At 40.7% G+C, this 25067-nt stretch carries 17 protein-coding genes and 2 riboswitches; of the genes, 2 read left to right on the forward strand and 15 right to left on the reverse strand.

Annotation, left to right across the window (positions count from 1 at the left end; all coding sequences use genetic code 11):
* From ACQRD1_RS06430 to nifJ, 13 genes are all read right to left on the reverse strand, one after another.
* A partial coding sequence (locus ACQRD1_RS06430; protein ID WP_427787186.1) for a sensor histidine kinase occupies positions 1 to 1296 on the reverse strand: 1296 nt, incomplete at its 3' end.
* Between the two features lie 21 nt (positions 1297 to 1317).
* Positions 1318 to 2067 (reverse strand): LytR/AlgR family response regulator transcription factor, encoded by a 750-nt coding sequence (locus ACQRD1_RS06435; protein WP_235232584.1) that lies wholly within the window; start codon positions 2065 to 2067, stop codon positions 1318 to 1320.
* A gap of 337 nt (positions 2068 to 2404) precedes the next feature.
* On the reverse strand, positions 2405 to 3796 hold the full coding sequence (locus ACQRD1_RS06440) for a glycine--tRNA ligase (protein ID WP_235232583.1): 1392 nt from the start codon (positions 3794 to 3796) through the stop codon (positions 2405 to 2407).
* Positions 3797 to 3924: 128 nt separating this feature from the next.
* On the reverse strand, positions 3925 to 5727 hold the full coding sequence (locus ACQRD1_RS06445) for an ASKHA domain-containing protein (RefSeq protein ID WP_235232582.1): 1803 nt from the start codon (positions 5725 to 5727) through the stop codon (positions 3925 to 3927).
* Positions 5720 to 6748 carry a methylcobamide:CoM methyltransferase MtbA gene (locus ACQRD1_RS06450; RefSeq protein WP_235232581.1) on the reverse strand — a complete coding sequence of 343 codons (1029 nt, stop codon included), beginning with the start codon at positions 6746 to 6748 and terminating at the stop codon, positions 5720 to 5722. Before ACQRD1_RS06450 ends, ACQRD1_RS06445 begins: the two co-directional genes overlap by 8 nt.
* Before the next feature lie 14 nt (positions 6749 to 6762).
* Positions 6763 to 7419: a corrinoid protein gene (locus tag ACQRD1_RS06455; RefSeq protein ID WP_235232580.1), complete on the reverse strand. Its 657-nt coding sequence runs from the start codon at positions 7417 to 7419 to the stop codon at positions 6763 to 6765.
* A gap of 62 nt (positions 7420 to 7481) precedes the next feature.
* Positions 7482 to 8600, reverse strand: a complete 1119-nt coding sequence (locus ACQRD1_RS06460) for a uroporphyrinogen decarboxylase family protein (RefSeq protein ID WP_235232579.1) — start codon at positions 8598 to 8600, stop codon at positions 7482 to 7484.
* Between the two features lie 65 nt (positions 8601 to 8665).
* Positions 8666 to 8852: riboswitch (cobalamin riboswitch) on the reverse strand.
* A gap of 247 nt (positions 8853 to 9099) precedes the next feature.
* Positions 9100 to 9849, reverse strand: a complete 750-nt coding sequence (gene recO, locus ACQRD1_RS06465) for a DNA repair protein RecO (RefSeq protein ID WP_427787187.1) — start codon at positions 9847 to 9849, stop codon at positions 9100 to 9102.
* On the reverse strand, positions 9791 to 9967 hold the full coding sequence (locus ACQRD1_RS06470) for a hypothetical protein (protein ID WP_427787188.1): 177 nt from the start codon (positions 9965 to 9967) through the stop codon (positions 9791 to 9793). Before ACQRD1_RS06470 ends, recO begins: the two co-directional genes overlap by 59 nt.
* A 54-nt stretch (positions 9968 to 10021) precedes the next feature.
* Positions 10022 to 10918: a GTPase Era gene (era, locus tag ACQRD1_RS06475; protein ID WP_235232577.1), complete on the reverse strand. Its 897-nt coding sequence runs from the start codon at positions 10916 to 10918 to the stop codon at positions 10022 to 10024.
* Positions 10919 to 10970: 52 nt separating this feature from the next.
* A complete protein-coding gene (locus tag ACQRD1_RS06480) occupies positions 10971 to 13892 on the reverse strand; it encodes an insulinase family protein (RefSeq protein ID WP_235232576.1) in 2922 nt (973 codons plus the stop codon).
* A gap of 213 nt (positions 13893 to 14105) precedes the next feature.
* Positions 14106 to 15716 carry a Na+/H+ antiporter NhaC family protein gene (locus ACQRD1_RS06485; protein WP_235232575.1) on the reverse strand — a complete coding sequence of 537 codons (1611 nt, stop codon included), beginning with the start codon at positions 15714 to 15716 and terminating at the stop codon, positions 14106 to 14108.
* Positions 15717 to 15818: 102 nt separating this feature from the next.
* Positions 15819 to 15987, reverse strand: a riboswitch (Lysine riboswitch).
* A 143-nt stretch (positions 15988 to 16130) separates the two neighbouring features.
* A complete protein-coding gene (gene nifJ, locus ACQRD1_RS06490) occupies positions 16131 to 19670 on the reverse strand; it encodes a pyruvate:ferredoxin (flavodoxin) oxidoreductase (protein ID WP_235232574.1) in 3540 nt (1179 codons plus the stop codon).
* A 343-nt stretch (positions 19671 to 20013) separates the two neighbouring features.
* Here nifJ and ACQRD1_RS06495 point away from each other — a divergent pair, with 343 nt between their 5' ends.
* Positions 20014 to 21393 (forward strand): sodium-dependent transporter, encoded by a 1380-nt coding sequence (locus ACQRD1_RS06495; RefSeq protein WP_235232573.1) that lies wholly within the window; start codon positions 20014 to 20016, stop codon positions 21391 to 21393.
* Between the two features lie 156 nt (positions 21394 to 21549).
* Positions 21550 to 22932: a sodium-dependent transporter gene (locus ACQRD1_RS06500; RefSeq protein WP_235232572.1), complete on the forward strand. Its 1383-nt coding sequence runs from the start codon at positions 21550 to 21552 to the stop codon at positions 22930 to 22932.
* 40 nt (positions 22933 to 22972) lie between these two features.
* On the opposite strand, the gene ACQRD1_RS06505 is transcribed toward ACQRD1_RS06500, so the two are convergent.
* Positions 22973 to 23917, reverse strand: a complete 945-nt coding sequence (locus ACQRD1_RS06505) for a GTP-binding protein (protein ID WP_235232571.1) — start codon at positions 23915 to 23917, stop codon at positions 22973 to 22975.
* A gap of 22 nt (positions 23918 to 23939) precedes the next feature.
* Positions 23940 to 24944 carry a CobW family GTP-binding protein gene (locus ACQRD1_RS06510; protein ID WP_235232570.1) on the reverse strand — a complete coding sequence of 335 codons (1005 nt, stop codon included), beginning with the start codon at positions 24942 to 24944 and terminating at the stop codon, positions 23940 to 23942.
* Positions 24945 to 25067 lie beyond the last annotated feature (123 nt).

Here is a 25067-nt window from a genome sequence, read left to right on the forward strand (position 1 = left end):
TATTACCTCAAGTACTTGAACTACTTTTTCTTCCTCTACTGTCAATTCATGAAACATATCCGAATGCTTCTCTAAAAGCTGTTCTACCCAGTGTAAACCATTTCCTCTTCCTTCACCTTTTGTGGAATATCCTTTCTGTGTCAAAACAGAGATTTCTGGTAGACAATTACAATTATTCTCTATACGAAAAATAACCCCTTTGACAGTCTTTTTTATAACAATTTGTATTTTTCCATCTTCTATCGACTCTGTTTCTTCAATCGCATTATCAAGAAATATCCCCAATATTCGGACCAAATCCTCCATGTCCTTGTATTTTACATTCAGATTTTCAGCTATATTTACCTGCACTTCTATATTCTTCGCAAAAACCAACAACAATTTTTCATACAAAAATCCTTTTAATTCCATTGGTTTGATATTCTTCAAACTTTTCCATGCTATAGATTGACTCTCTTCCCTTCCTTCTTGCAAATATATCTTTTGATAAAAAAATTCACGCAAACCTTCCATCTCATTTTCTCTGATAAATCCTGACATAGTAGACAATATATTTTTATAGTCGTGACGAAATGCCCTTGTTTCTTCTAACATCTTTTCAAGGTTCTCTACATAGCTTTCTAATATTTTCTGTTGATGAATCATAGCTTTTTGCTTTTCTTCTTCCTCTATACTCTTCGCAACATTCAAAAGAACCCAAGATATTATTACCAAACTTATAAAAAACAAGAAGCTATTAAACATTAACATGTTTTTTGAATATCCAACCTTCTCTCCTAATGTTATATTCATCAGAAAGATAGAAAGAAATATTATTATATTTATAACAAGTGCCAACTGTACTTTCGAAGATATTTCGGTAAATATTCTCTGGACCATTTTGCGAGAATAGATAACCTTACGTAAAACACACAACCCAGTGTATGATAACAAAGCATATATCATCGAAAAAATAAATGTATATTTTTCGCTTATCACATCCCGCGGTATTCTCAAAAACACATCAATAAAAACTAGCATTACATTATTTCCTATAATCGCAATAACGTACCCCAAACAAGCCATAAATAAATTCAATAATTTTTTTTCTTTTTCCATGGCAACAATCATTCCTAGCAATCCTGCCAACATCAAAAGTCCTGTGTCTTGTTTTATAAAAAGATGTGCCAGTATTCCTACAACTGCCACATATCCAATAAGTATCAGATACTCTGTCCTTCGTAACGGTTTACTCAGTAAGCCAGTTGCCCCTATGACTACACAAAGTCCCGATAATACTCCATTTATTAAGATCATACAACTCACACCATTTCATTACTAATCTCTTAACAGGTTCCTCATTTCTCTATATGAGACCTCTACCTTTAATCCTCCTGGCATTAACGCGTAATGATTCTTCTTATCTATTTCTCGAATCTTTTTTTTCTGCACAATGCAAGATTTATTCACATAAATAAAATCTCCACCCAATATTTCAAACATTTTTTTCAATGTTTCTTTTATTTTTATTTTTTGACTCGTTGTATAGATATCAATCATATGAGTACTTTTAATTGCCTGTACCATTACAATATCTTCAATAGGAATCTCTATCATCCGGCTTCCCGATTCCAGCTTCACCGATGGGCGCACATCTACCTCTCTGGATTTCTCTATTTTCTGAAATATCCTATTCATCCTTCTCTCAATTCTTGCGCTCATTTTATCTGCAAGGAAATCCTGTGGCTGTTTCACAATATAATCTACAATTTCAAGTTCATACTCAAAAGCTTTGTATGCCAGTTCCTCACAAGATGTCAAAAATACAATGTAACTGTCTTTCATATTCTTTTTTATCTCTTTTGACAGCTGAAATCCATCCATAGCATATCCTTCCAACTGTATATCTAAAAAAAACAATGCCGGAGATTCCCCATATTTTTTTACATCAAATAAAGTGTATTGTGGATTTTTTCGAGCCGACACAACCTTGGCATCCTTATGTGTGTTTGTAATATATTTTTCTATAATTCGCTTGAAATATAAAAGCTGTTTTTCCTGATCTTCACATATATATATTTGAATCATAAATTCCTCTCACGTATTTTTATAAATAGACGATATACTAATACTACTATATATAATTCCAAAAACAAACGTATTATCTTATAACTTTTTCTTCCGCTTTCACATTTTTCCATAATTTTTACTTTGTCCAATCACAGCGGATACCCGTTCTCTTATGTCAGCTATGCTTTTTTGAATTACTGTTGTAAGACCATATCAAACCATTGTTTCCCTACAAATGTCCGCAAATAAAGAAATCTATGATTTATGAAAAGGAACATCGAGAGAATCCATTTGTAAAGAAAAGTGGTGCTGGAGTTCAACTCCAGCACCAACTTTATCTACATCCCTTTATTTCTTACCATGCAAACTTTTTCTCAAAGTAAGCATCCAAATCTTCTATTTTAACTCTTTCCTGTTCCATGGTGTCTCTGTCACGTACGGTTACTGCTCCGTCTTCTTCGGAATCGAAATCGTAAGTTACACAGAATGGTGTTCCGATCTCGTCCTGGCGGCGGTAGCGTTTACCAATGTTGCCACGTTCATCGTATTCGCAGTTATACTTCTTGCATAACTGTGCATATACTTTTTCAGCGCCTTCATTTAACTTTTTAGAAAGTGGAAGGACTCCAATCTTTACTGGTGCAAGTGCCGGGTGGAAGTGAAGGACTGTTCTGGTATCTCCGCCTTCTAATTCTTCTTCGTCATATGCGCTGCAAAGGAATGCCAGCACCATACGGTCAGCACCCAGTGATGGTTCGATAACGTATGGAATATATTTTTCTTTCTTCTCATCATCAAAGTAAGACATATCCTGCTTAGATACATTCTGATGCTGAGTCAGGTCGTAATCTGTTCTGTCTGCGATTCCCCATAACTCGCCCCATCCGAATGGGAAGAGGAATTCTACGTCTGTTGTTGCACGGCTGTAGAAGCAGAGTTCTTCTGGTGAATGATCACGTGGACGTAACTCTTCGTCTTTAATGCCAAGAGCCTTCAGCCAGTCAAGGCAATACTTCTTCCAGTATGCATGCCATTCAAGGTCTGTTCCCGGTTCGCAGAAGAATTCCAGTTCCATCTGCTCAAATTCTCTGGTACGGAATGTAAAGTTACCAGGTGTAATCTCATTACGGAAAGATTTACCAATCTGGCAGATACCAAATGGAATCTTCTTTCTTGAAGTACGCTGTACATTCTTGAAGTTTACGAATATTCCCTGTGCAGTCTCAGGTCTCAGATATACCGTATTCTTTGCATCTTCTGTAACTCCCTGGAATGTCTTGAACATCAGGTTAAACTCACGAATCTCCGTAAAGTTATGCTTTCCACATGTTGGACATGGAATCTCATGCTCCTTGACAAATGTCTCCATCTGTTCATGGCTCCATCCATCAATACTGTCTCCAATATCGATACCGTTCTCATGTGCATAATCTTCAATCATCTTATCTGCACGAAAACGCTCATGACATTCTTTACAGTCCATCAATGGATCACTGAATCCGCCAAGGTGTCCGCTTGCCACCCATGTCTGTGGATTCATAAGGATTGCACAGTCAACACCAACATTATATGGATTCTCCTGTACAAACTTCTGCCACCATGCTTTTTTGACATTGTTCTTTAACTCTACTCCGAGGTTTCCATAGTCCCATGTATTTGCAAGCCCTCCGTAAATCTCAGATCCTGGATATACAAACCCCCTGGATTTCGCCAATGCCACGATTTTGTCCATTGTTTTTTCTACCATATCCTCATCCTCACCTTCTGTTTTTTATACTTGCAGAATCTGCTTCCGATAACTTTCACCGGATGCACGACAACTGAAATGTATAATTGTAAACTATTATACATTTAACTGTATATCTTTTCAAGGTGTTATTTACTGAAATCTGGGAAAATCAGGCAATCGGAGAAAAGTCTCTCATATCCTTGTGTTGCTCCTAATTCCATATAATCCATATTGTGAGCTAATTCTTCCATTTCTCGCTTTACCTGAGCTGACATCAGTGCCATATATGCGCCTGTCTTCGAGGAGTTTCCGACATAGACAAGCCTGTCTTCAACTTCCTGTGGCAAGATTCCTGTTCCTGTCAGACTATCCGCCGGAAGATGTGCTCCAAACTGACCGGCAATCATCACTTTATCCAGATCTTCCATCTGGATTCCAGCTTTATTCAGAAGAGCTATAAATCCGGACAGAATTGCCCCTTTTGCAAGCTGTACCTGGCGTACATCTCCTTGCGTGATGAGAAGCTTTTCAGGACTCTCTGTCATGATAAATTCTCGTTTTCTTCCATCTAACTGGAGCATCGGATAACGGTAATCTGTTTCTTCTAATTTATCTTTCTTAATAAACGCACCATCCTTGCGTACCAGACCAGACTTTAACAATTCCTTTACCACTGCAAGAATACCGCTTCCACACACACCGATTGGCGGTTCATCGCCAATGACTTTTAGCTTCACACCTTCTTCGGTGATCTCTACATCCTCAATGGCACCCTCTGCCGCACGCATGCCGGAACTGATATTCATTCCTTCCAGAGCCGGACCAGCTGCACAAGAACAGCACAAGAGCTTTCCATGACTGGACAATACGATTTCTCCATTGGTTCCAATATCAATGAATAATACATTGCCTTTTTCTTTCTCCAACTCACACACATAAGCGCCAGCCACAATATCTGCCCCTATATACGCGGAAACGGATGGAAGACAATAAAGCCTTGCTCCCTTCGCCGCATGTATTCCAATCGAATCAGCTGGAATATCCTTTGATTTTACGAACATTGGAGCATACGGTGCCCTTCCGATCGGAGTTGCATCTATTCCCAGAAGCATATGCATCATCGTACAGTTGGCACCTACCGTAATTTCATAGATCTGTTCTTTTAAGACTCCTGCCTGTCCGCAAATATCCTGAATCATATCATTAATGGATTCCACAATAGCACCGCGAAGTTTTTCTACTCCATCCAGAGGATGCTCTAATTCATAGGTAATTCTCGTAAGAACATCCAGTCCAAAATGCTTCTGTGCATTAATCATAGATGCATTAGCCAGCTCTTTCCCTGTATGCATATCAATCAATGCACATACGACAGTTGTCGTTCCAATATCAATTGCTACACCATACAAGGAATCTGAAGTGTCACCTTCTTCAACCTGTATCACTTCACCATTATGCAGAACAACTGTAACCTGTCCCGGGGCGAATGTCGCAGACTGAAGAGCCGGAAAACTGATATTATCCATTCTAAGCTGCTCTTTTATCTGGTCTTCCCAAGGGGTCTGGTCGCTTAATGTGGGTTTATGAATCTCTATTACTCGTTTTTCAATATCACAGTCAAATGTAAAATCCGGGATATAGCCCGTAGTCAGAACCTCATGTTTCCGTTCTTTTCCAAGAAGTTCAATCTCCAGATCATCTTCCGGTCTGACCAGACAGGACAGACGGATTCCTGCTTCCAGTTCTTCAGATTTCAAAAGCTTTCTCTCCGTCTCACAGGCCTCTGGGATATTTCCGCCAAGAATCTTCACACGGCATTTCCCACATACTCCTTTCCCATTACAGGGATTGTCCACAAATATCTTCTCAGCAAGAAGAATCTCCAACAATGTTTTTCCTACTGTATACTCATAACTCTTTCCTGCCGGCTGTACTGTTATCTTAGGCATCAGCTAGTACCTCTTCTTTTAATGTTTTTAAAATTGTCTGTATATTCGCAAGCGGTGACTTTGTTCCCAGACCACACGCCGGTGAAATGATATCCGAGCCGCCGGCAACACAGCTGCGAGTCAGCTTCGCCACACGCTCCGGATCTCCAAACTCCAATGCATAGGTACTGACATTTCCCATCAGAACACGATCTTCCAGATGCTTTCTTGCCTCAGACATTGGCACGACAGAGTCGAAACTTAATGCATCACTGTGTACCATATCAATCTGTTTATATACACTTTTCATCTGTCCACAGATATGCACGATAGTTCCCATCTTCTCATCCTGAAGTCCATCCAGAACCATATTCAGATATTTTACTGCATATTCTTCAAAATATTTTGGCCCCAGAATCTCTCCTGTACCACTCGGATCTGAGATTGCAATAACATCTGCTCCAGCCTCGATCTGTGCTCTGGCAAAATCAATAATCTGCTCCGTCACAAACGTCATATATTCATGGGCCTCTTTCTTGTGTTTTCTGAGATCCTTATAAAAATTCACAGGTTCCATTACAGAACTTGCTGTACTGATTGGTCCGGTAATATTTCCAACGATTGGTACATCCAGATTCTTAGCTTTTAAAATACGGATAGCATCTAAAACTACCTTTGCACGGCCCTCTTCATGATTTACCGGCTTTAGTTGCTTCCAATCCAGTACAGAATCGATGGCATACCCCGTCACATGAGGCTCGAATATCTTCGTTCCCATGGTCACTTCTGCCCCCATGGCCTCTGCCTCTACAGTCATACAGAACGGTACTCCCACATTTTCAAAGCATCCATTCTCATAATTCGCCAACGCAAGCTTTGCCATCATCTCAGCATCCGTATGTGCCTCCGGCCATGTCACCCCACAAGTATCCATCAACTCTGACGTAATCATATTCATCATTCCACCCGGGCAAATGCACGGAGGGCGATCTACCTCTTCATGATGGAACACTTTTTCCAAACGTTCTTTCTCTGTCAACATGTATTGCCTCCTTATTACGCAATTCCCATCAAACGCTTAGCAAGCTTCACCGCTTCTACTGCATTTACAGAATATCCATCTGCTCCGATCTCATCTGCATATTTCTGAGAAATCGGACTTCCACCAACCATAATCTTGAACTGATCACGGATCCCACGCTCTTTTAACTTATCTATAACGGTCTTCATACCAATCATGGTAGTTGTCATCAGTGTTGACATACAGATAATAGAAGCACCTACTTCCACTGCCTTATCTACAAAATTATCTAACGGGACATCTCTTCCTAAATCATACATTTCAAACCCTGCTGTGTCCAGCATAATCTTTACAAGATTCTTACCGATATCATGGGTATCTCCTTCTACTACACCGATAACAACTTTTGGTTTTTCTACACCGGTATCATCCGCAGGAAGATGCGGACGAAGCACGTCTAATCCTGCATACATTGCATCAGAACAGAGCAATACATCCGTAACGAAATATTCTTCTGCATCGTACAAATCACTCGCCTTATTCATTCCATCTACAAGTCCATCCATAATACCATCAAACGCTGGGTATCCTGCTTCCAGATATTCATTCGCAACATCTACGACCTCTTCGTCCTCCATTTCAACTACACATTCAGATAACGCTTCCAGTAATTCCTCTTTTGATCTTGCCATGATCATTTCCTCCTAAAACTTATTAATCAAGATTAACATCTATTGATTCTATAAACTACCTCTTAATCTTCTTGCAATCCTTTCGGCAGACATCCTATTTTCGCACCACGCCCATATTTTCTTGCTGCATAGATAAGAGCTTCCATATTCTCTTTAGATGTACCAAACGGCGTCTGACATCCGACGTTAAGCTGGAATCCTTTTGGACTGTCTCCTGCCTTTTCAATACATTCTTTACAGGACGCAATCACCTCATCAATCGTACCATTTAACATAACATCTACTGGCGGTACATTTCCCATTAACATCACTTTATCTCCAATCGCTTCTTTTGCCTCAGCAAGATCTTCGCAATTATCTATACTAAATGCACATACTCCACTATTTGCAATGTCGTTCCAGATTGGTTTCGTTTTTCCACAAATATGGATCATAGGCGGCTGTCCTGTTATTTCATAAAGTCCATCAATCATCTCTTTCAAATATGGATAAGAAAACTCATCGAACTGCTTTTTACTCAAAATATCCGAGCAGGTTACCGGATCAGATATAAATACAGAACATGGCCCAAATTCTTTGCAAAATGCTTCTACCCATTTTAATGAACATTCATTGGAAAGTTTCAAAAGCTTTTTCAGCATTTCCGGATTTTTTCTGGTATCTCTTAACATTAAATCCACCGGCCTGATCGCAGCTGCACATGACACTGGCCCTGTCACACCTGTGCTGATTGGATATTCGGGTAATCGTTTTTTTAATTCTTTTGCCATATCAAGCATTGGGGTAAGAACGGGATTGTCATATGGGTCCACTACTTTTAATTTATCAAAATCTGCATAATCCATAAGGACATGTTCTTCGATTCGAGGCACTCCGTATTCTGGTGTGAAAAGTTTCGATCCAAGTGCTACTCCAATGGTTCTTAAATCCGGCCCAACTCCAAATCCAAAATTGTTATATGTCACATCCTTCTCCCTGATGACCTTTGTCATAACTTCCGGATCTTCGCTCATTTGTTTCGTTGAATATCCCATCAGATCGGCAATCGCCATCTCTGGGGCAAGAATTCCATATGGAATGCAGTCCACTTCCTCCCCTTTCATGTATGCTGCCATACGTTCAGAAGGTGTCATCTCTTCTTTCTGTTCATTCATCAACTTTTTCAGCTCTTGATAATCCATTTTTTACCTCCTAAAATAAAATACGGTACGAAAAAACAGCGTAAACACTGCCTTTCCCCACCGAAATCTCCTGAAAATATATAGCAGGTCTCCTGACTCGACTTCATCCTCTGGATTTCCTTCCCCAAAAGTAAAACATCTTGAGTGGTCAATAAAACCATCGTCCGTCACACAGTAGAGCGGGCTGCTCCGGACTCTCACCGAATTCCCTTTTCAACAATTCTCATTGTCACTATATACGTTTACATTTCAAGTTTATCATGTGAATTAACATTTTCCAAATCGGTTATTTCTATAATAAAAGTCTTATATAGATAGTTTCTATTCTACGGGTTTTTCATCTCTAAATGATTCATTCACTTTATGTATTCGTTCTGACAAACTATAATACAGATAAATATATTACAGGAAACGCTGCTTGAAAAAGAATAACATCAGAGAGGAGCTTCGCACACCAACAGATCTGGTCGGATGCGAGGCTCCCCTTTTATGTATATTTTTATCCTAATTTTGTCAATTGTTCTAATATCTCTAATGACTTAAATCTTTTTCCTACGTAAGTTTCCAGATATCTTCCGGTCACTTTTCCCAGTTCCCAAAGCACTTCATCAGATACGGTAAAGGTATATAGTTTTTCCACCGGCGTTCCCACAATATATTGAAGCGTATAGATTGTAGAGGGATTCAGCACCATTCCATCCGAAACATCTCTTCTGCATCTGTCACAGAGCAGACCTCCACGTCTAACACTGAACACCATTGGTCTTTCTCTGTCCCCGCATCCTACACACTGGAATACCTGTGGTCCTTCTCCATTGATACTGACCGTTTTCAGCTCATAGATATACCGAATCAGCCGGTTTGGTATATGGGGATTTACAAGCGCCCGAAGAGTCTGATACAAAAGCTTTAATAGCTGAGTCTCATCGTTAGCTTCTCTTGCATAATAATTGGCCAGCTCCATAAAATAGAATCCGTAATATGCCCCTTCAACATCCATACGCAGCTCCTGAAAGTAATTGGAAATAGAGGCCGACACCAATGTATATGATGTCCGCCCCTCATAAACTGTAAATTCTCCGAAGGAAAATGGACTCGTTACTCCCATCAGTGCACTGTTAGGCCTTCTTGCGCCGCGGGCAAATGCTGCAATCTTCCCTCGTTCTTTTGTCAGAATTACCACTCGTCTGTCATATTCGCCGACAGGAGCTGCCTGCAGGACCAGGCCTGTCACTGTAATCTGATTCACCGTTTATTCCACCTTCATGGTCTTTTATTATCTGTTTACAAATCTGCATTCCCTTATAGCAAAGATAATCTGTCACTTTTCCCGTCTCCAGAAAACGCTCCCAGTACTCTTCTTCCATGAAATCACCTCATCCTCTGTTGATAGGATTAGGTTCTCCCAGAAAAGGCTGATTTTATTCTTCATCCCGATATCCAAAATTTTTCATTAGATATTCGCTGTCTCGCCAGTCCTTCTTTACCTTAACCCAGAGTTTCAGATTCACTTGACAATCCAGCATTTTCTCAATCTCATAGCGGGCTGTGCTGCCAATCTTTTTCAACATATTTCCTTGTTTTCCAATAATTATCCCCTTGTGGGAGTCTCTCTCACAGATGATGGTCGCATTAATATGCATTACCTTCTTCTGCATCTTCATCTGGTCAATTGCCACCGCAATTCCATGTGGAATCTCATCCTGCAGACAATGAAGTGCTTTTTCGCGAATCAGCTCTGCTACGATCTGACGCTCCGGCTGATCAGTAATGGTATCCTCATCATAAAACTGTGGTCCATAAGGAAGATACTTCATGATCACTCGTATCAACTCATCCGTATTATCCCCGTTTCTTGCAGACACCGGAACAATTTCCGCAAAATCGCAGACATCCTTATACGCTGCAATTGCCGGCAATACCTCTTCCTTCTTCACACTGTCAATCTTATTAATAACCAGAATAATTGGGGTATGAACTCTCTGAAGCTGCTTGGCAATGTGCTGCTCACCTGCACCGATGAACGTCGTTGGCTCCACAAGCCACAACACCACATCCACCTCATTCAACGTCCGCTCTGCCACATTCACCATATATTCTCCAAGTTTATTCTTCGCCTTGTGGATACCCGGCGTATCCACAAACACGATCTGCCCCTCCTCCGTTGTCAGCACCGTCTGGATACGATTTCTCGTCGTCTGCGGCTTATTAGAAGTAATGGCAATTTTTTGTCCTATCAGACAATTCATCAACGTAGATTTCCCCACATTTGGGCGTCCGATCAAAGTAACAAATCCCGATTTATAATCTTTTCTCATAAAAACTCCTTAAATGGGGACGTAGTATTCTTTCAATTTACTACGTCCCCTGTTAAAAACTTGTCACAGTTTTAAACAGTTCTTTATTTTCTTCTATTTTGTCTTCGCTTCCAACTACGCACAGTTGATCTGCCTTCAATACGGCCTCTACAACTCGGTAAAGGGCGCGGATATCATCTTGTGTTGCATCTAGAATCTGACTGCGTTCTTCGCGGATCATGTCTGCGCTTACTTTATTCATGTAGAGGTTCATGGATCGTTCGCCTTTGGTTGCGGGTGTCATAGGCTGATCAATATTGCTGATGGTTCCGATGATGTATTTGGTCATGTCTCTGTCGCTTACGGTGAAGTTCTTCAGGTAATCTACAATTCCTTCGTATACTTCTATGGTGCGCTTCAGATTTGGATCACGGTAGGAAACGAAATAACCTTCTCCTATGCGGTTGAAATTGCTCATGCATCCATATGCTCCGCCTTTTACACGGATATTCTGCCAGAGATAATCGTAGCTTAGGATTACCTTCAGAATCTGAAGTGCTCCGGTATATGCAGCTCCATTATCGATGAAGTTACCGGTTCGTGCCACATACTGTACTTTTGATGCTGTTTTGAATCCTTCGTTCTTCTTTTCGCAATGGATGATGCATGGTGTCTCTTCTGGAACTTCTTTGTAAAGTCTTTCGGAAAGATTGGCAATCATCTTCTCTAATCCGTCCATTCCTTCTTTTGAAGCAGTATAACTGATCATCATGTTATCCGGACGGAATAGTTTCTTGGTAAGATTGATAAGTGTTGCTGTTATTGATTCTTTTTCTTCCTCGAAATGCTCTGACAGATCCACTATCTTCTGGTAAAAATCTATGCCATTTGTCATATCCTTGAATTTTGCGGACGGAGAAGCATAGGACAATGCCCGAAGCGCCGCTGTTGTATGCCCGGATGACTGGAATTTCATAGAGAGCCTTGACTTGGTCATTGCCAGGATTTCTTTGATTCGTTTCGTATCATTTAACTTGGAAGCAGTCAGAATCTCCCCCATCATCTCAAATGTTTTTTCAAGCTTTGGATAAAGTGCTTTTCCCTTGATTTCAAATGTTGCTTTAAATACCTTCTCCCTTATATTGGTAACATCGTTATAAAGCTCCAGTGATGTTCCAATTCCTCCGGTATGCATATTAATCTCATTAAAAAGTTCCCCGTATCCGTAATTCTCTGTATCAATGATTCCTAACACAGACTGCAAGATTCCAACATAAGGAAGTTCTTCTGCACTGACTCCTGACAGGTCGAACATCACATCTACATAGCCAATTCCATTTGTCTCAATTTCATGAAATACGACCGGAACTCCTGCCAAATTCATCTCTTCATTAAAAATCGGATCAATTTCTCTGGAAATATCTTCTCGATTTAAAACCGGGATCCGTTCCAGCGCTTCTTCACTCTCTGGTTCTGACTGGTATTCTTCCAGCTTCTTTGTCCGAGAAACCATTTCTCTGATTTCCTCATCGCCAAGGCTGGCTTTATATTCTTGTAATTTTGCATCCAGCTCAGCATCCATGCGGGCAGTACGCCCCTTCTCAGGTTTCACAATAACAATCGCACCATGAGTATTATCCAGCAGATATTTCTGGATCAAGTCCTCATAATAGCGAGTTCCCACCTGTTTTTTCAGGAACGCAAATGTATCCAATGCCTCGATATGAATGAATGGTTTGTCATCATCATATAGCCAGCTATCCATTATCTGAAGTCCATACATCAATCCCTTCGGATAATTTCCAAAATCAGCTTCTCTGTAACGGAACTCATGATAATTAATTCCCGCCTCAAGTGCTTTCTGATCCATCCCATTTTTCACAATGTCCGTCAGCACATTCTCGATAACTTCAATAAACTTATCCTTCTGATCTGCATCTGCATTCTTAGCTATTACAGAGAAAATCGGCTGATAGATTCCATTATCATAAGATCCCATAATATCCTGTCCAATTCCAGCATCCGTAAGAGCTGTCTTCAATGGCGCACCTGGCGCAGATAACAATGCGTAATCCAGAATTTCAAACGCCAGATACAATTCTCGATCTAGACTTGTACCAATTACCTTATTATAAGAAAGGTACGTATTTTCGTCTTCTGATTCATCGCTTGCTATGGAATATGGCATCTCCAATTCCTTCATTTCTGAAAAAGCTTCTTGCAAATGAATCTCTGAATCTACTACTTTTTTCTCATAATGACAAAGATATTCCCGATCCAGCCAGCATAGCTTTTCTTCCATATCCATATCTCCATAAAGATATATATAGCTGTTGGACGGATGATAATAAGTCCTGTGAAAATCCAGGAACTGTTCATAGGTCAGCTCCGGGATGACCTCCGGATCTCCACCGGATTCATTTGCATAGGATGTATCTGGAAATAATGTGTTCAGAACCACTCGGTCAAGCACACCTTCCGGTGAAGAGAATGCCCCCTTCATCTCATTATAGACCACTCCATTATAACTTAATTTGTCATCTGCAGAATCCAGTTTGTAGCTCCAGCCTTCCTGACGGAATGTCTCTTCATGCTCATAGATATTCGGATACAGTACCGCATCCATATATACATGCATGAGATTCTGGAAATCCTTATCGTTACAGCTTGCCACTGGGTACACTGTTTTATCCGGATAAGTCATTGCATTTAAAAATGTATTGAGCGACCCTTTCACTAATTCTACAAATGGATCCTTGGCCGGGAAGTTCTTTGATCCGCACAGCACAGAATGTTCCATGATATGTGGCACTCCGGTACTGTCACTGGGCGGAGTACGAAAACCGATACTAAACACCTTGTTCTCATCGTCATTTTCTATCAGAAGAACTCTTGCGCCACTCTTCTTGTGCCTCATCAAATAACCTTTAGACTGAATTCCCTTCAATTCTTCTTCCTTGATCAAGTCATATGTCTTCAAATCTCTGATGCTCATAAGATTTTGTTATCTCCTTTCTTCCGGTGTCATCACGACTACACCTATAGCATTATAACATCTTTTTTTCAATGGTTGAACCCTGTTTTATACTTTTGCCTATACAGAGTATTTTATCCAATTTAATCCCAGGTTACAAGCAGATTAGGAAAGGATTTTCATTAACAAAAAAACAGAAGTCTCTTTCGAAACTTCTGTTTTTTATCGACATTTTTATTTATCTGCGGTAACTTTACGAATCACCATCAATGTTCCAACCATTAAAACAATTCCAATTGGCAGACAGATAAATGCATTCTGTACAAATCCGGCAATTACATAAGTAACAAATGATACTGCTGCTGCCGTAATCGCATATGGAAGCTGTGTAGATACATGGTTAACATGATTACACTGCGCTCCGGCCGAAGCCATGATCGTCGTATCAGAAATCGGCGAACAATGGTCACCACATACAGCACCTGCCATACATGCAGAGATAGAGATAATCATCATCGTCTCATTTGTTCCAGAAAATACTGCAACTACGATCGGAATCAGGATACCGAAGGTCCCCCATGAAGTACCAGTTGCAAATGCCAGGAAACATGCTACAAGGAAGATGATTGCAGGAAGGAGATTCATGAATCCTCCAGCTGCATTCTGAACTACATTAGCCACATATTCTTTCGCACCCAGACTGTCTGTCATTGCTTTCAAGGTCCATGCAAATGTAAGGATCAAGATTGCAGGTACCATAGCTTTAAATCCATCTGGAATACATGCCATAGAATCAGAGAACTTCAACACTTTGCGTACTGCATAGAACACAATCGTAATTACAAATGCAAAGAAGCTTCCAAGCATAAGGCCTACAGATGCATCACTTGCAGAAAACGCCTCAATAAATCCTACTCCACTAAAGAAGCCACCGGTATATATCATACCAATTACACAACACACAATCAGAACAGCCACTGGGAAGATCAGGTCTATGACGCCGCCCTTGCTGTCCACAACATCTTCTTCTGCATTAGCATACGGACGATCCGCTGTAGTATATAGATCCCCCTGAAGTGCATTCGTTTCGTGAAGCTTCATCGGGCCATAATCCATCTTTAATATTACAATTGTAACCATCATAACAATCGTAAGTAATGCATAATAGTTATATGGAATCGCACGAATAAAGATAGAAAATCCATCCTCACCCTCAACAAATCCGGTAACTGCAGCCGCCCAAGATGAAATTGGGGCAATAATACAAACTGGTGCAGCTGTCGCATCAATCAGATATGCCAGCTTTGCTCTCGATACATTATGCTTATCTGTCACCGGACGCATAACGCTTCCTACGGTCAAGCAATTAAAATAATCATCAATAAAGATCAATACACCAAGGAGAATGGTTGCAAGCTGTGCACCTGCGCGGCTTTTGATATGTACACTTGCCCAGCGACCAAATGCAGCTGAACCACCAGCCTTATTCATCATGCACACCATAATTCCCAGAATTACGAGGAACACAAGGATTCCCATATTGTAACTATCTGTCAGAACTCCGACAATACCATCCTGAAATACATGAAGAACAGTCTCCTCAAACGTAAAACCAGAATAAAATACGCCTCCAATTAAAATACCAATAAATAATGAACTGTATACTTCCTTTGTAATCAATGCAAGTACAATTGCGACGATTGGCGGAACCAGTGACCAGAAAGACGCATACATCTTTGGCACATACTCAGCCGCTTCATCTGCAGCAAATACGGTCATTGAACTACAAAGAAGAATACACAGAAGGGTCATCACACCCCACATTGCTTTTTTCTTTCCTCTCATTGCTAAAATTCCTCTCTTTTGCTTATATATTGAAAATAAAAATACCATGAACAACGCTTACCGGGCGCGCTCATGGCATAACAGATCAATACTGTGTCATACATCCATGATAGCGCTCCACTGTTGTGACAGTCTGCAGCATGTTCTGACTGCAGCCCAGAAATCCTATTGGGAGAATAGAATTTCTTCGGCAGATCCCCCTTTTCTAATCGGCAGTCCTCCCAGACTATTGCCACAAAGTACTTATGAAATCTGCGCCTCTATCAAGTCTCATTATTCATATAACAAAGTTGTATCATTTTTATAAGGAAAAGTCAACCAATGATATATAATTTAGCAATGATTTGCATAGATCTGTGATCATAAATAAGGCGGCCGCTTTCGCGACCGCCCGTATTACCTTACAACTGAATCTTATTCTTCTGTTCCGTACAGAGTAACCAGTTTCTTCAGATATGCATATCTTTCCATAGCCTCAGCTTCGTTTCTAGCGAATAACTTCTCAGCTTTTGCTGGATTTGCTCTCTTCAGTGCATTGTAACGAACTTCTCCGTCAAGGAATGCCTGGTAATCTTCCTGCTTAGGCTCTTTGCTGTCAAGTGTGAACTTGCCGCCTTCTGCTGCAGGATTGAATCTGAAGTTGTTCCAGTATCCACATTCTACTGCTAATGCTTCCTCAGTCTGAGCTTTGCTCATACCTTTCTTGATACCATGGTTGATACATGGAGCGTAAGCGATGATCAGTGATGGTCCTGGATAAGCCTCTGCCTCTGCAATTGCTTTTACAGTCTGGTTGAAGTCTGCGCCCATAGCGATCTGTGCTACGTATACATAACCATAACTCATAGCGATACCAGCGAGGTCTTTCTTCTTAGTCTCTTTTCCGCCTGCTGCGAACTGTGCTGTTGCACCTGTCTTAGTAGCCTTAGAAGACTGTCCACCTGTGTTAGAGTAAACCTCTGTATCAAATACCATGATGTTGATGTCTTCACCACTTGCTAATACGTGGTCAACACCACCGAATCCGATATCGTAAGCCCATCCGTCACCACCGAAGATCCACTGGGATTTCTTAGCAAGGAAGTCTTTATTCTTAACGATGTCTTTGCATGTCTCGCAATCACATCCGTCTAATGCTGCAACTAATTTATCTGTAGCATCTCCGTTAGATACACCACAGTTAAATGTATCCAGATATTCCTGGCAAGCTGCTTTTACTTCTGCAGAAGCTGCATCAGATGCTGCAACAGTCTCAACTTCTTCTTTCAGTCTCTTTCTGATTGCTTTCTGAGCAAGTAACATACCATAACCAAACTCAGCATTGTCTTCGAATAAGGAGTTAGCCCATGCAGGTCCCTGTCCTTTTCCGTTTACTGTATATGGTGTAGATGGTGAAGAGTTACCCCAGATAGAAGAACATCCTGTTGCATTAGCAATGTACATTCTGTCACCGAATAACTGTGTGATCAACTTAGCGTAAGGTGTCTCACCACAACCTGCACAAGCGCCTGAGAACTCTAAGAGTGGCTGTTTGAACTGGCTTCCCTTAACAGTCTCTGGTTTAAACTTAGCAACAACTTCTGGTTTAACTGGAATCTCTCTACCGAAATCAAATACATCCTGAGATGCTGCATTTGCTTCCAGATTCTCCATAACAAGAGCTTTCTCACCCTTCTTACCTGGACATACGTTAGCACATGAACCACATCCTGTACAGTCAAGAGCTGATACAGTCATAGTGAACTTCATACCTGGCATACCAATCATATCGATTGCCTGTGTTCCTTCTGGAGCTTTTGCAAGTTCATCCTCTGTAAGAGCAACCGGACGGATAACTGCGTGAGGACAAACATATGCACAACGGTTACACTGGATACAATTTTCAGATTTCCATACCGGAATATCTACTGCAATACCACGTTTCTCGTATGCTGCAGTACCAGATGGTGTAGAACCGTCTACATAATCATTGAATGCAGATACTGGAAGTGTGTTACCTTCCTGTGCGTTAACTTTTGCCTGAATATTCTTAACGAATGCAACAACATCATCTTTTCCGCCTTTAACTTCTGGTGCAAATAATCCTTCATCTGCACAAGACTTCCAAGACTCTGGAACTTCTACTTCAACTACCTGCTTAGCACCAGCATCAATAGCATCGTAGTTCATCTGTACGATCTTATCACCTTTTCTTCCGTAAGTAGCCTTAGCTGCTTTCTTCATCAGATCGATAGCTTCTTCTTCTGGAATGATAGCTGCCAGTTTGAAGAATGCAGACTGAAGAACGGTATTGATACGTCCGCCAAGTCCGATCTCTTTACCAATCTTAATACCATCGATGGTGTAGAACTTGATGTTGTGGTCAGCGATAAATGCTTTCACCTGTCCTGGCAGATGTTTCTCCAGACCTTCTATATCCCATGGGCAGTTCAGAAGGAATGTTCCACCGTCAACTAATTCCTGAACCATGTTGTATTTATTTACATAAGATGGATTGTGACATGCTACAAAGTTTGCTTTGTGAATCAGGTAAGTAGATTTGATTGGCTTCTTACCGAAACGCAGATGAGACATTGTAACACCGCCAGACTTCTTAGAGTCATAATCAAAATAAGCCTGTGCATACATATCTGTATTGTCACCGATAATCTTGATAGAGTTCTTGTTAGCACCAACAGTACCGTCTGCTCCAAGACCCCAGAACTTACAGTTGATTGTTCCTTCTGGTGTTGTAACAAGTGGTGCACCAACTTCCAATGAAAGATTCGTCACATCATCTTCGATACCAATTGTAAATCTAGCCTTGTCTGTATTATTAAATACTGCAACGATCTGTGCAGGTGTTGTATCTTTAGAACCTAATCCGTAACGTCCGCAGTTAATCGGAACAGCGTCGAACTTAGATCCCTTCAGTGCAGAAACAACATCCAGGTATAATGGCTCGCCCTGAGCTCCTGGCTCTTTTGTTCTGTCAAGTACATTAATATACTTCACTGTATCCGGAATCACATCGATCAATGCCTGTGCGCAGAATGGTCTGTAAAGACGAACCTTAACAACACCAACTTTTTCTCCTGCTGCTGTCAGGTAATCGATCGTCTCTTCGATTGTGTCACAAACAGAACCCATAGCAACGATAACTTTCTCAGCATCTGCTGCTCCATAGTAGTTGAACAGTTTGTAATCTGTACCAATCTTAGCATTAACTTTGTCCATATACTCCTGAACGATAGCTGGCATAGCATCGTAATATGGATTACATGCTTCTCTTGCCTGGAAGAAAATATCCGGGTTCTGAGCAGAACCTCTCTGGCATGGGTGATTTGGATTCAGGGCGTGATTTCTGAATTCATCAATAGCATCCATATCTACCAGATCTTTCAGATCTTCATAATCCCATGTCTCAATCTTCTGAATCTCGTGAGATGTACGGAATCCATCAAAGAAGTTGATAAATGGAAGTTTTCCCTTTAATGCTGCACAGTGTGCAACAGGTGTCAAATCCATAACTTCCTGTACACTTGACTCACAGAGCATTGCTGCACCAGTCTGACGACATGCATATACATCAGAGTGATCTCCGAAGATTGACAATGCGTGACTTGCAAGGGCACGAGCGGATACGTTAAATACTCCTGGAAGCTGTTCACCTGCTACTTTATATAAGTTAGGAATCATTAACAATAATCCCTGGGATGCTGTAAATGTTGTTGTTAAAGCTCCAGCTGCTAATGAACCGTGTACTGCTCCGGCTGCACCTGCTTCTGACTGCATCTCTGTTACCTGGACAGTCTGTCCAAATATGTTCTTTCTACCTTCGGTAGCCCACTCATCTACGTGTTCAGGCATAACAGATGATGGGGTAATTGGGTAAATAGCTGCAACCTCAGTATAAGCATATGACGCATGAGCTGCTGCCTGGTTACCATCCATGGTCTTCATTTTTCTTGCCATTTTTGCTGTTCCTCCTTAAAAAAGTGATACAAATTTTACAATTTGACGTGTATTATAATTATAGTCCCTAAGTATTTAAAAGTCTAGTGATTCTTATGGTTATTTTTGTTCCTTTTTTGATACAAACCGAGTATAATCTGTTTTTATATCAGCTTTATTATAGACAATTCGAATATGTTTTATAAGGCTTTCTTATAGATTGTCTGACAATTTCTTGACAAGACAGGAAGTTTCGAGTATACTAAAGAAGAGGATTGAATTAGGCGAGGATGCTCTCATAAACTTTGTGAGAGCATCCTTTTTTATTTCATATCTCAAATAATGAAGAGAATGGAGTGTTATTATGAGTAGCAACGAGAAAAAACCTTCAGCCAATTTTGGTTCCCGATTTGGCTACATCATGGTGGCGGCAGGTGCTGCTATCGGACTTGGAAACATTTGGAAATTCCCTTATCTTGCCTACGGCGGTGGCGGTGGCGCATTTATTGTTGTGTACATCATCCTTTGTATCGTACTCGGTCATCCTGTTGTTGAGATGGAGACGGCAATCGGACGTTACGCAAAGACAAACGCAATTGACGCTTACGGAGTTGTAAATCCAAAGTATAAATTTGTCGGATTTGTCAATGTACTTTGTACCTTTTTGATTGATATGTACTATATCATCGTCAGCGGTTATGTATTAAAATATGCTGTTACTTACCTTACAGGTGGACATTTTGGTACTGATAAGACTGCATATTACATGAACTTTATCTCTGACCCGATTGAGCCATTGATTTATGCAGGAATATTAATGATCATTATCGTACTTTTATTATCCAAAGGTATTACAGAACTGGTTGAAAAAGTTACAAAAGTAATCATGCCTTTGCTGTTTGTATTACTTCTTATCTGTGGATTCTGGGCTTTATTTGCATTTGACGGTGCAATTGATGGTCTGAAGTTTTACTTAATTCCTGATTTTTCCAAATTTACCTGGAAGACCTTTGCTGATGCCTGTATGCAGGTAATGTTCTCCGTTGGTATCGGATGGGCGATCTTCGTAACACTTGGTGCCAGTGTAAAAGACAGTGCTAATATCCGGAAAGACTCTATGATGGTAACCATCTGTGATACAGCAGTTGCATTGACTGCAGGTTTTGTAATCATTCCTTCCGTTGTAGGTGCAGGTTCTGAGATGGCTGCAGGTCCATCTCTTGTATTCCTTGCTATGACAGAGATCTTCTCCACTTTACCTGGCGGTAATATCCTTGGATTCTTCTTCTTTACCGCATTGATATTCGCCGTTCTTTCCACATACTTTACAATCCTGGAAATTCCGGTAAAATGTATCGAAGAGAAGTTCCATATCAATCACAGAAAAGCAACCTGGATTACTGCAATTTTAATTTTCATCGGTGGTATCTTCTGTTCTCTGAGTCAGGGTGCTGGTCTGCTCAGCGGTGTGAAGCTCCCATGGTGGGCATATGGTTCAGGTGTTGTATATTATAATATCTATGACTGGATTGATTGTTTCTCCGGTTATGTACTTCTTCCATTAGGATGTCTCCTGACCGCATTCTACTGTTGTAAAGTATGGGGATATAAGGAATACGAGAAAGAATTGACCAAAGATGGACGTGACGGAAAGTTAAGTATGTACGATAAAGTAGTTATGACAGTTGCGGTTCCGATTCTTACATTGATCGTTATTCTGAACTGTTTCGGATTCATCAAATAATGTTCGTTTGATGCTAAAATAGTGTTAAGCATCTTTCCAATTCTTTGACCAGCTAAAAGGCAGAGAATATAATAATATAGAAGAGTAATTTTATTATCTTTTAAGGCTGCTCTCCCCCAAACGCGGGAGCAGCCTTTTTATTTAGGAGGGATGTTCATGAGTAATCACCAAGCAAACAAAACTACTTCAAATTTTGGTTCCCGATTCGGCTATATTATGGTAGCTGCCGGTGCTGCCATTGGTCTGGGGAACATTTGGAAATTTCCTTATCTTGCTTACGGTGGCGGCGGAGGCGCATTCGTATTTGTATACATCATCCTCTGCATTGTTCTTGGGCACCCTGTTGTTGAGATGGAGACAGCAATTGGGCGATATGCAAGGACAAACGGTATTGATGCCTACGGCGTCATTAATAGGAAATGGAAATTCGCAGGGGTCATCAATATTGTCTGTACTGTTATGATTGATATGTACTATATCATCGTCAGCGGTTATGTATTAAAATATGCAGTAACCTACTTATTGGGCGGCAATTTCGGCGCAGACAAAGAGGCCTATTATATGAACTTTATTTCCAAACCAATTGAACCTTTGATCTACGCAGGGATTCTAATGGCAATTACTGTACTTCTTCTGGCTGGCGGCATTACAGAACTTGTGGAGAAAGTCACCAAAGTCATCATGCCTTTACTGTTCGTACTTCTAATCGTATGTGGTATTTGGGCACTCTTTTCTTTCGAGGGAGCAATTGATGGTCTGAAATTCTATCTGGTTCCTGATTTTTCTAAATTTACCTGGAAGACATTTTCAGATGCCTGCATGCAGGTTATGTTCTCTGTCGGTATCGGATGGTCTATTTTTGTAACTTTAGGCGCCAATGTCAATGACACTGCCAATATCCGTAAAGACTCTATGATGGTAACCATCTGCGATACTACCGTAGCTTTGACTGCCGGATTTGTAATTATTCCAACGGTTGTAGGTGCCGGTTCAGAGATGGCTGCAGGTCCTTCTCTAATATTCCTTGCCATGACAGAGATATTCAGTCAGTTTCCAGGCGGTAATATCATTGGATTCTTTTTCTTTACCGCAATTATATTTGCCGTTTTATCTACTTATTTCACGATCCTGGAGATTCCGGTAAAATGTATCGAAGAGAAATGTCATATCAATCACAGAAGATCTACCGTAATCTGTGCCGTAATCATTTTCATCGGTGGAATCTTATGTTCCCTGAGTCAAGGATACGGATTGCTAAGCAACATTCGACTTCCCTGGTGGGCATTCAATACCGGCGTGGTATACTACAACGTCTACGACTGGATTGACTGCTTCTCAGGCTACGTCCTTCTGCCTCTCGGCTGCCTGTTGACCGCTTTCTATTGTTGCAAAGTATGGGGATATAAGGAATACGAAAAAGAGCTGACCAAGAATGGACGAGACGGGAAATTATCTACTTATGACAAAGTAATTATGACCGTAGTAGTTCCGGTACTTACTCTAATCGTTATCCTGAACTGCTTCGGTTTCATTTCATAAATAAGTTTTGAGACAAGAAAGGGGATAGGGGCGAACTCCCCTATCCCATAGTTACGACTTCTTCCTTCGGTTTTTCTGCCGGTTTCATCTCAATCAAATGCAGTACAGGCTGCTTATTTCCAAAAGAAGTCACAGATTCATATTCAAATCTTGCTCTGACGCGAATCCATTCTCCTTTATGAATCTCAATCTTTTTGTCTGATCTGCAAGGATATCCGTAAAGTCTGGTGTCTGCCGCACAACAAGTCATTATCTTACGAACGGGAACAAACATATTGTCTTTCATACCTCTTGGTCGAAATGACTGCGCAACAAACTCTACTTCTTTGTGAAGATACAATTCCGGGTGGTCGTAAGCATCCACATACCATACTCCAAAATCTATATCATCTATCACAATCTTATCTTGTTTTACATCGTAAGGCAGATCTTCCTCCGTAGGTTCAATGATCTTCCCATCCATTCCTTCAAAAATGAGTTGGGCCATAGGATTCTGTATCTTCAGCGCTCTTCGAAATCCACCTCGATTCACTCCCTCTGCACAACGATTCACTACAATCAATTCTGATTCCATTAACTGTTCCATCAACATATTTCTCATGTTTTTCAGATACATATCCAACGTTGTACCATCTACCGTCGAATATACTCCCTGAAGTTCCCAGTTTCTTGGATATTTGATAGCTAACAGATCTTCTAGCTTCCACATTCCATTGTATTCAATGACTACCTGCGTCGGATGGTAATTCTTTTCACAATTTTTGAAAAATGTGGCATTCAGCTGCTCAAATTCTTCAATCTTAAGCAACACCATATTTTTCTGATCCAGATATTCCTGCGAATACTCTTCTTCCCCTTCTTCGCAGAGAAGAAGAAGTGTTAATCCCGGTTCAATCCACTCCTGCTCCATCAATGTCTCTTTTACAAGAGTCGTCTTTCCGCTGTCCAAAAAACCAGTACATACAAATACAGGGATTGTTACCATACTATCACCTTCATTTCTTTCATTAAATGTGGAACAGCTTCAAAAGTTCATCTTCTTTCAGATCTGTTCCGATGACACATACTCGTCCTGTGTAATCTGCCTGTCCATCTCGCACTTCATATTCCTCCGGCACAAGATCAAATTGTTTCCATGTTCCATCTGTCATCGGAACAATTCCTTTAGAACGGAGAATTGTTCCGTAGCTGTCCGTCTCGGACAATGCTTTTACTAAGAAATCCAATTCCTCTTCTGTATATTTATGTGCTGTTTCTTTTCCCCAGCTGGTGAACACCTCATCTGCATGATGGTGATGGTGGTGATGGTCATGCTCACAGCATTCTTCATGGTCATGATGGTGATGATCATGCTCACAGCATTCTTCGTGGTCATGATGATGGTCATGTTCTTCCTCCAGAAGTCCTTCTATCTCAGCGCCATGCTCCAATGCATGCCATATAGCATCTTTACTTAATTGTTCCCAAGGAGTTGATATAATCGCTGCATCTGCGTTCTCATCCCGCAGCATATGAATGCACTCTTCCACTTTCTCATCGGTCATCATCTGCGTACGGCTAACAACAATTGTAGATGCATGTTTCACCTGATCTTCAAAAAATTCACCAAAATTCTTCAAATAAAGTTTTGCTTTTTTGCCATCTACAACCGTAATTCTTCCGTCGATCTCTATCTCTGCATCTTTCTTCACATCTTCAATGGCTCTCACGATGTCAGATAATTTTCCCACACCAGAAGGCTCAATAATAACACGATCCGGCTGATACTCTGCCAATACTTTTTGAAGAGCTTTACTAAAATCTCCTACCAACGTACAACAAATACATCCCGAATTCATCTCCGTAATCTCAATTCCTGCGTCTTTCAAAAAGCCGCCATCAATGCCGATTTCACCAAATTCATTTTCAATCAATACTAGCTTCTCGCCTGTGAATACCTGATCAATTAATTTTTTAATAAATGTCGTTTTCCCAGCTCCCAAAAAGCCAGAAATAATGTCAACTTTTGTCATGTAAATGCCTCTTTTCTATCTGAATCTTCTTAATTGTAAAATACGTTACGACACATATATTACCACAATCTTTTCATAGTTGCCAGTTTTATCCTCAACTTCGACTTTAAATCTAAGCGTTCA

Source organism: Bariatricus sp. SGI.019, from assembly GCF_050315235.1.
Classification (GTDB): Bacteria; Bacillota; Clostridia; order Lachnospirales; family Lachnospiraceae; genus JAFBIX01.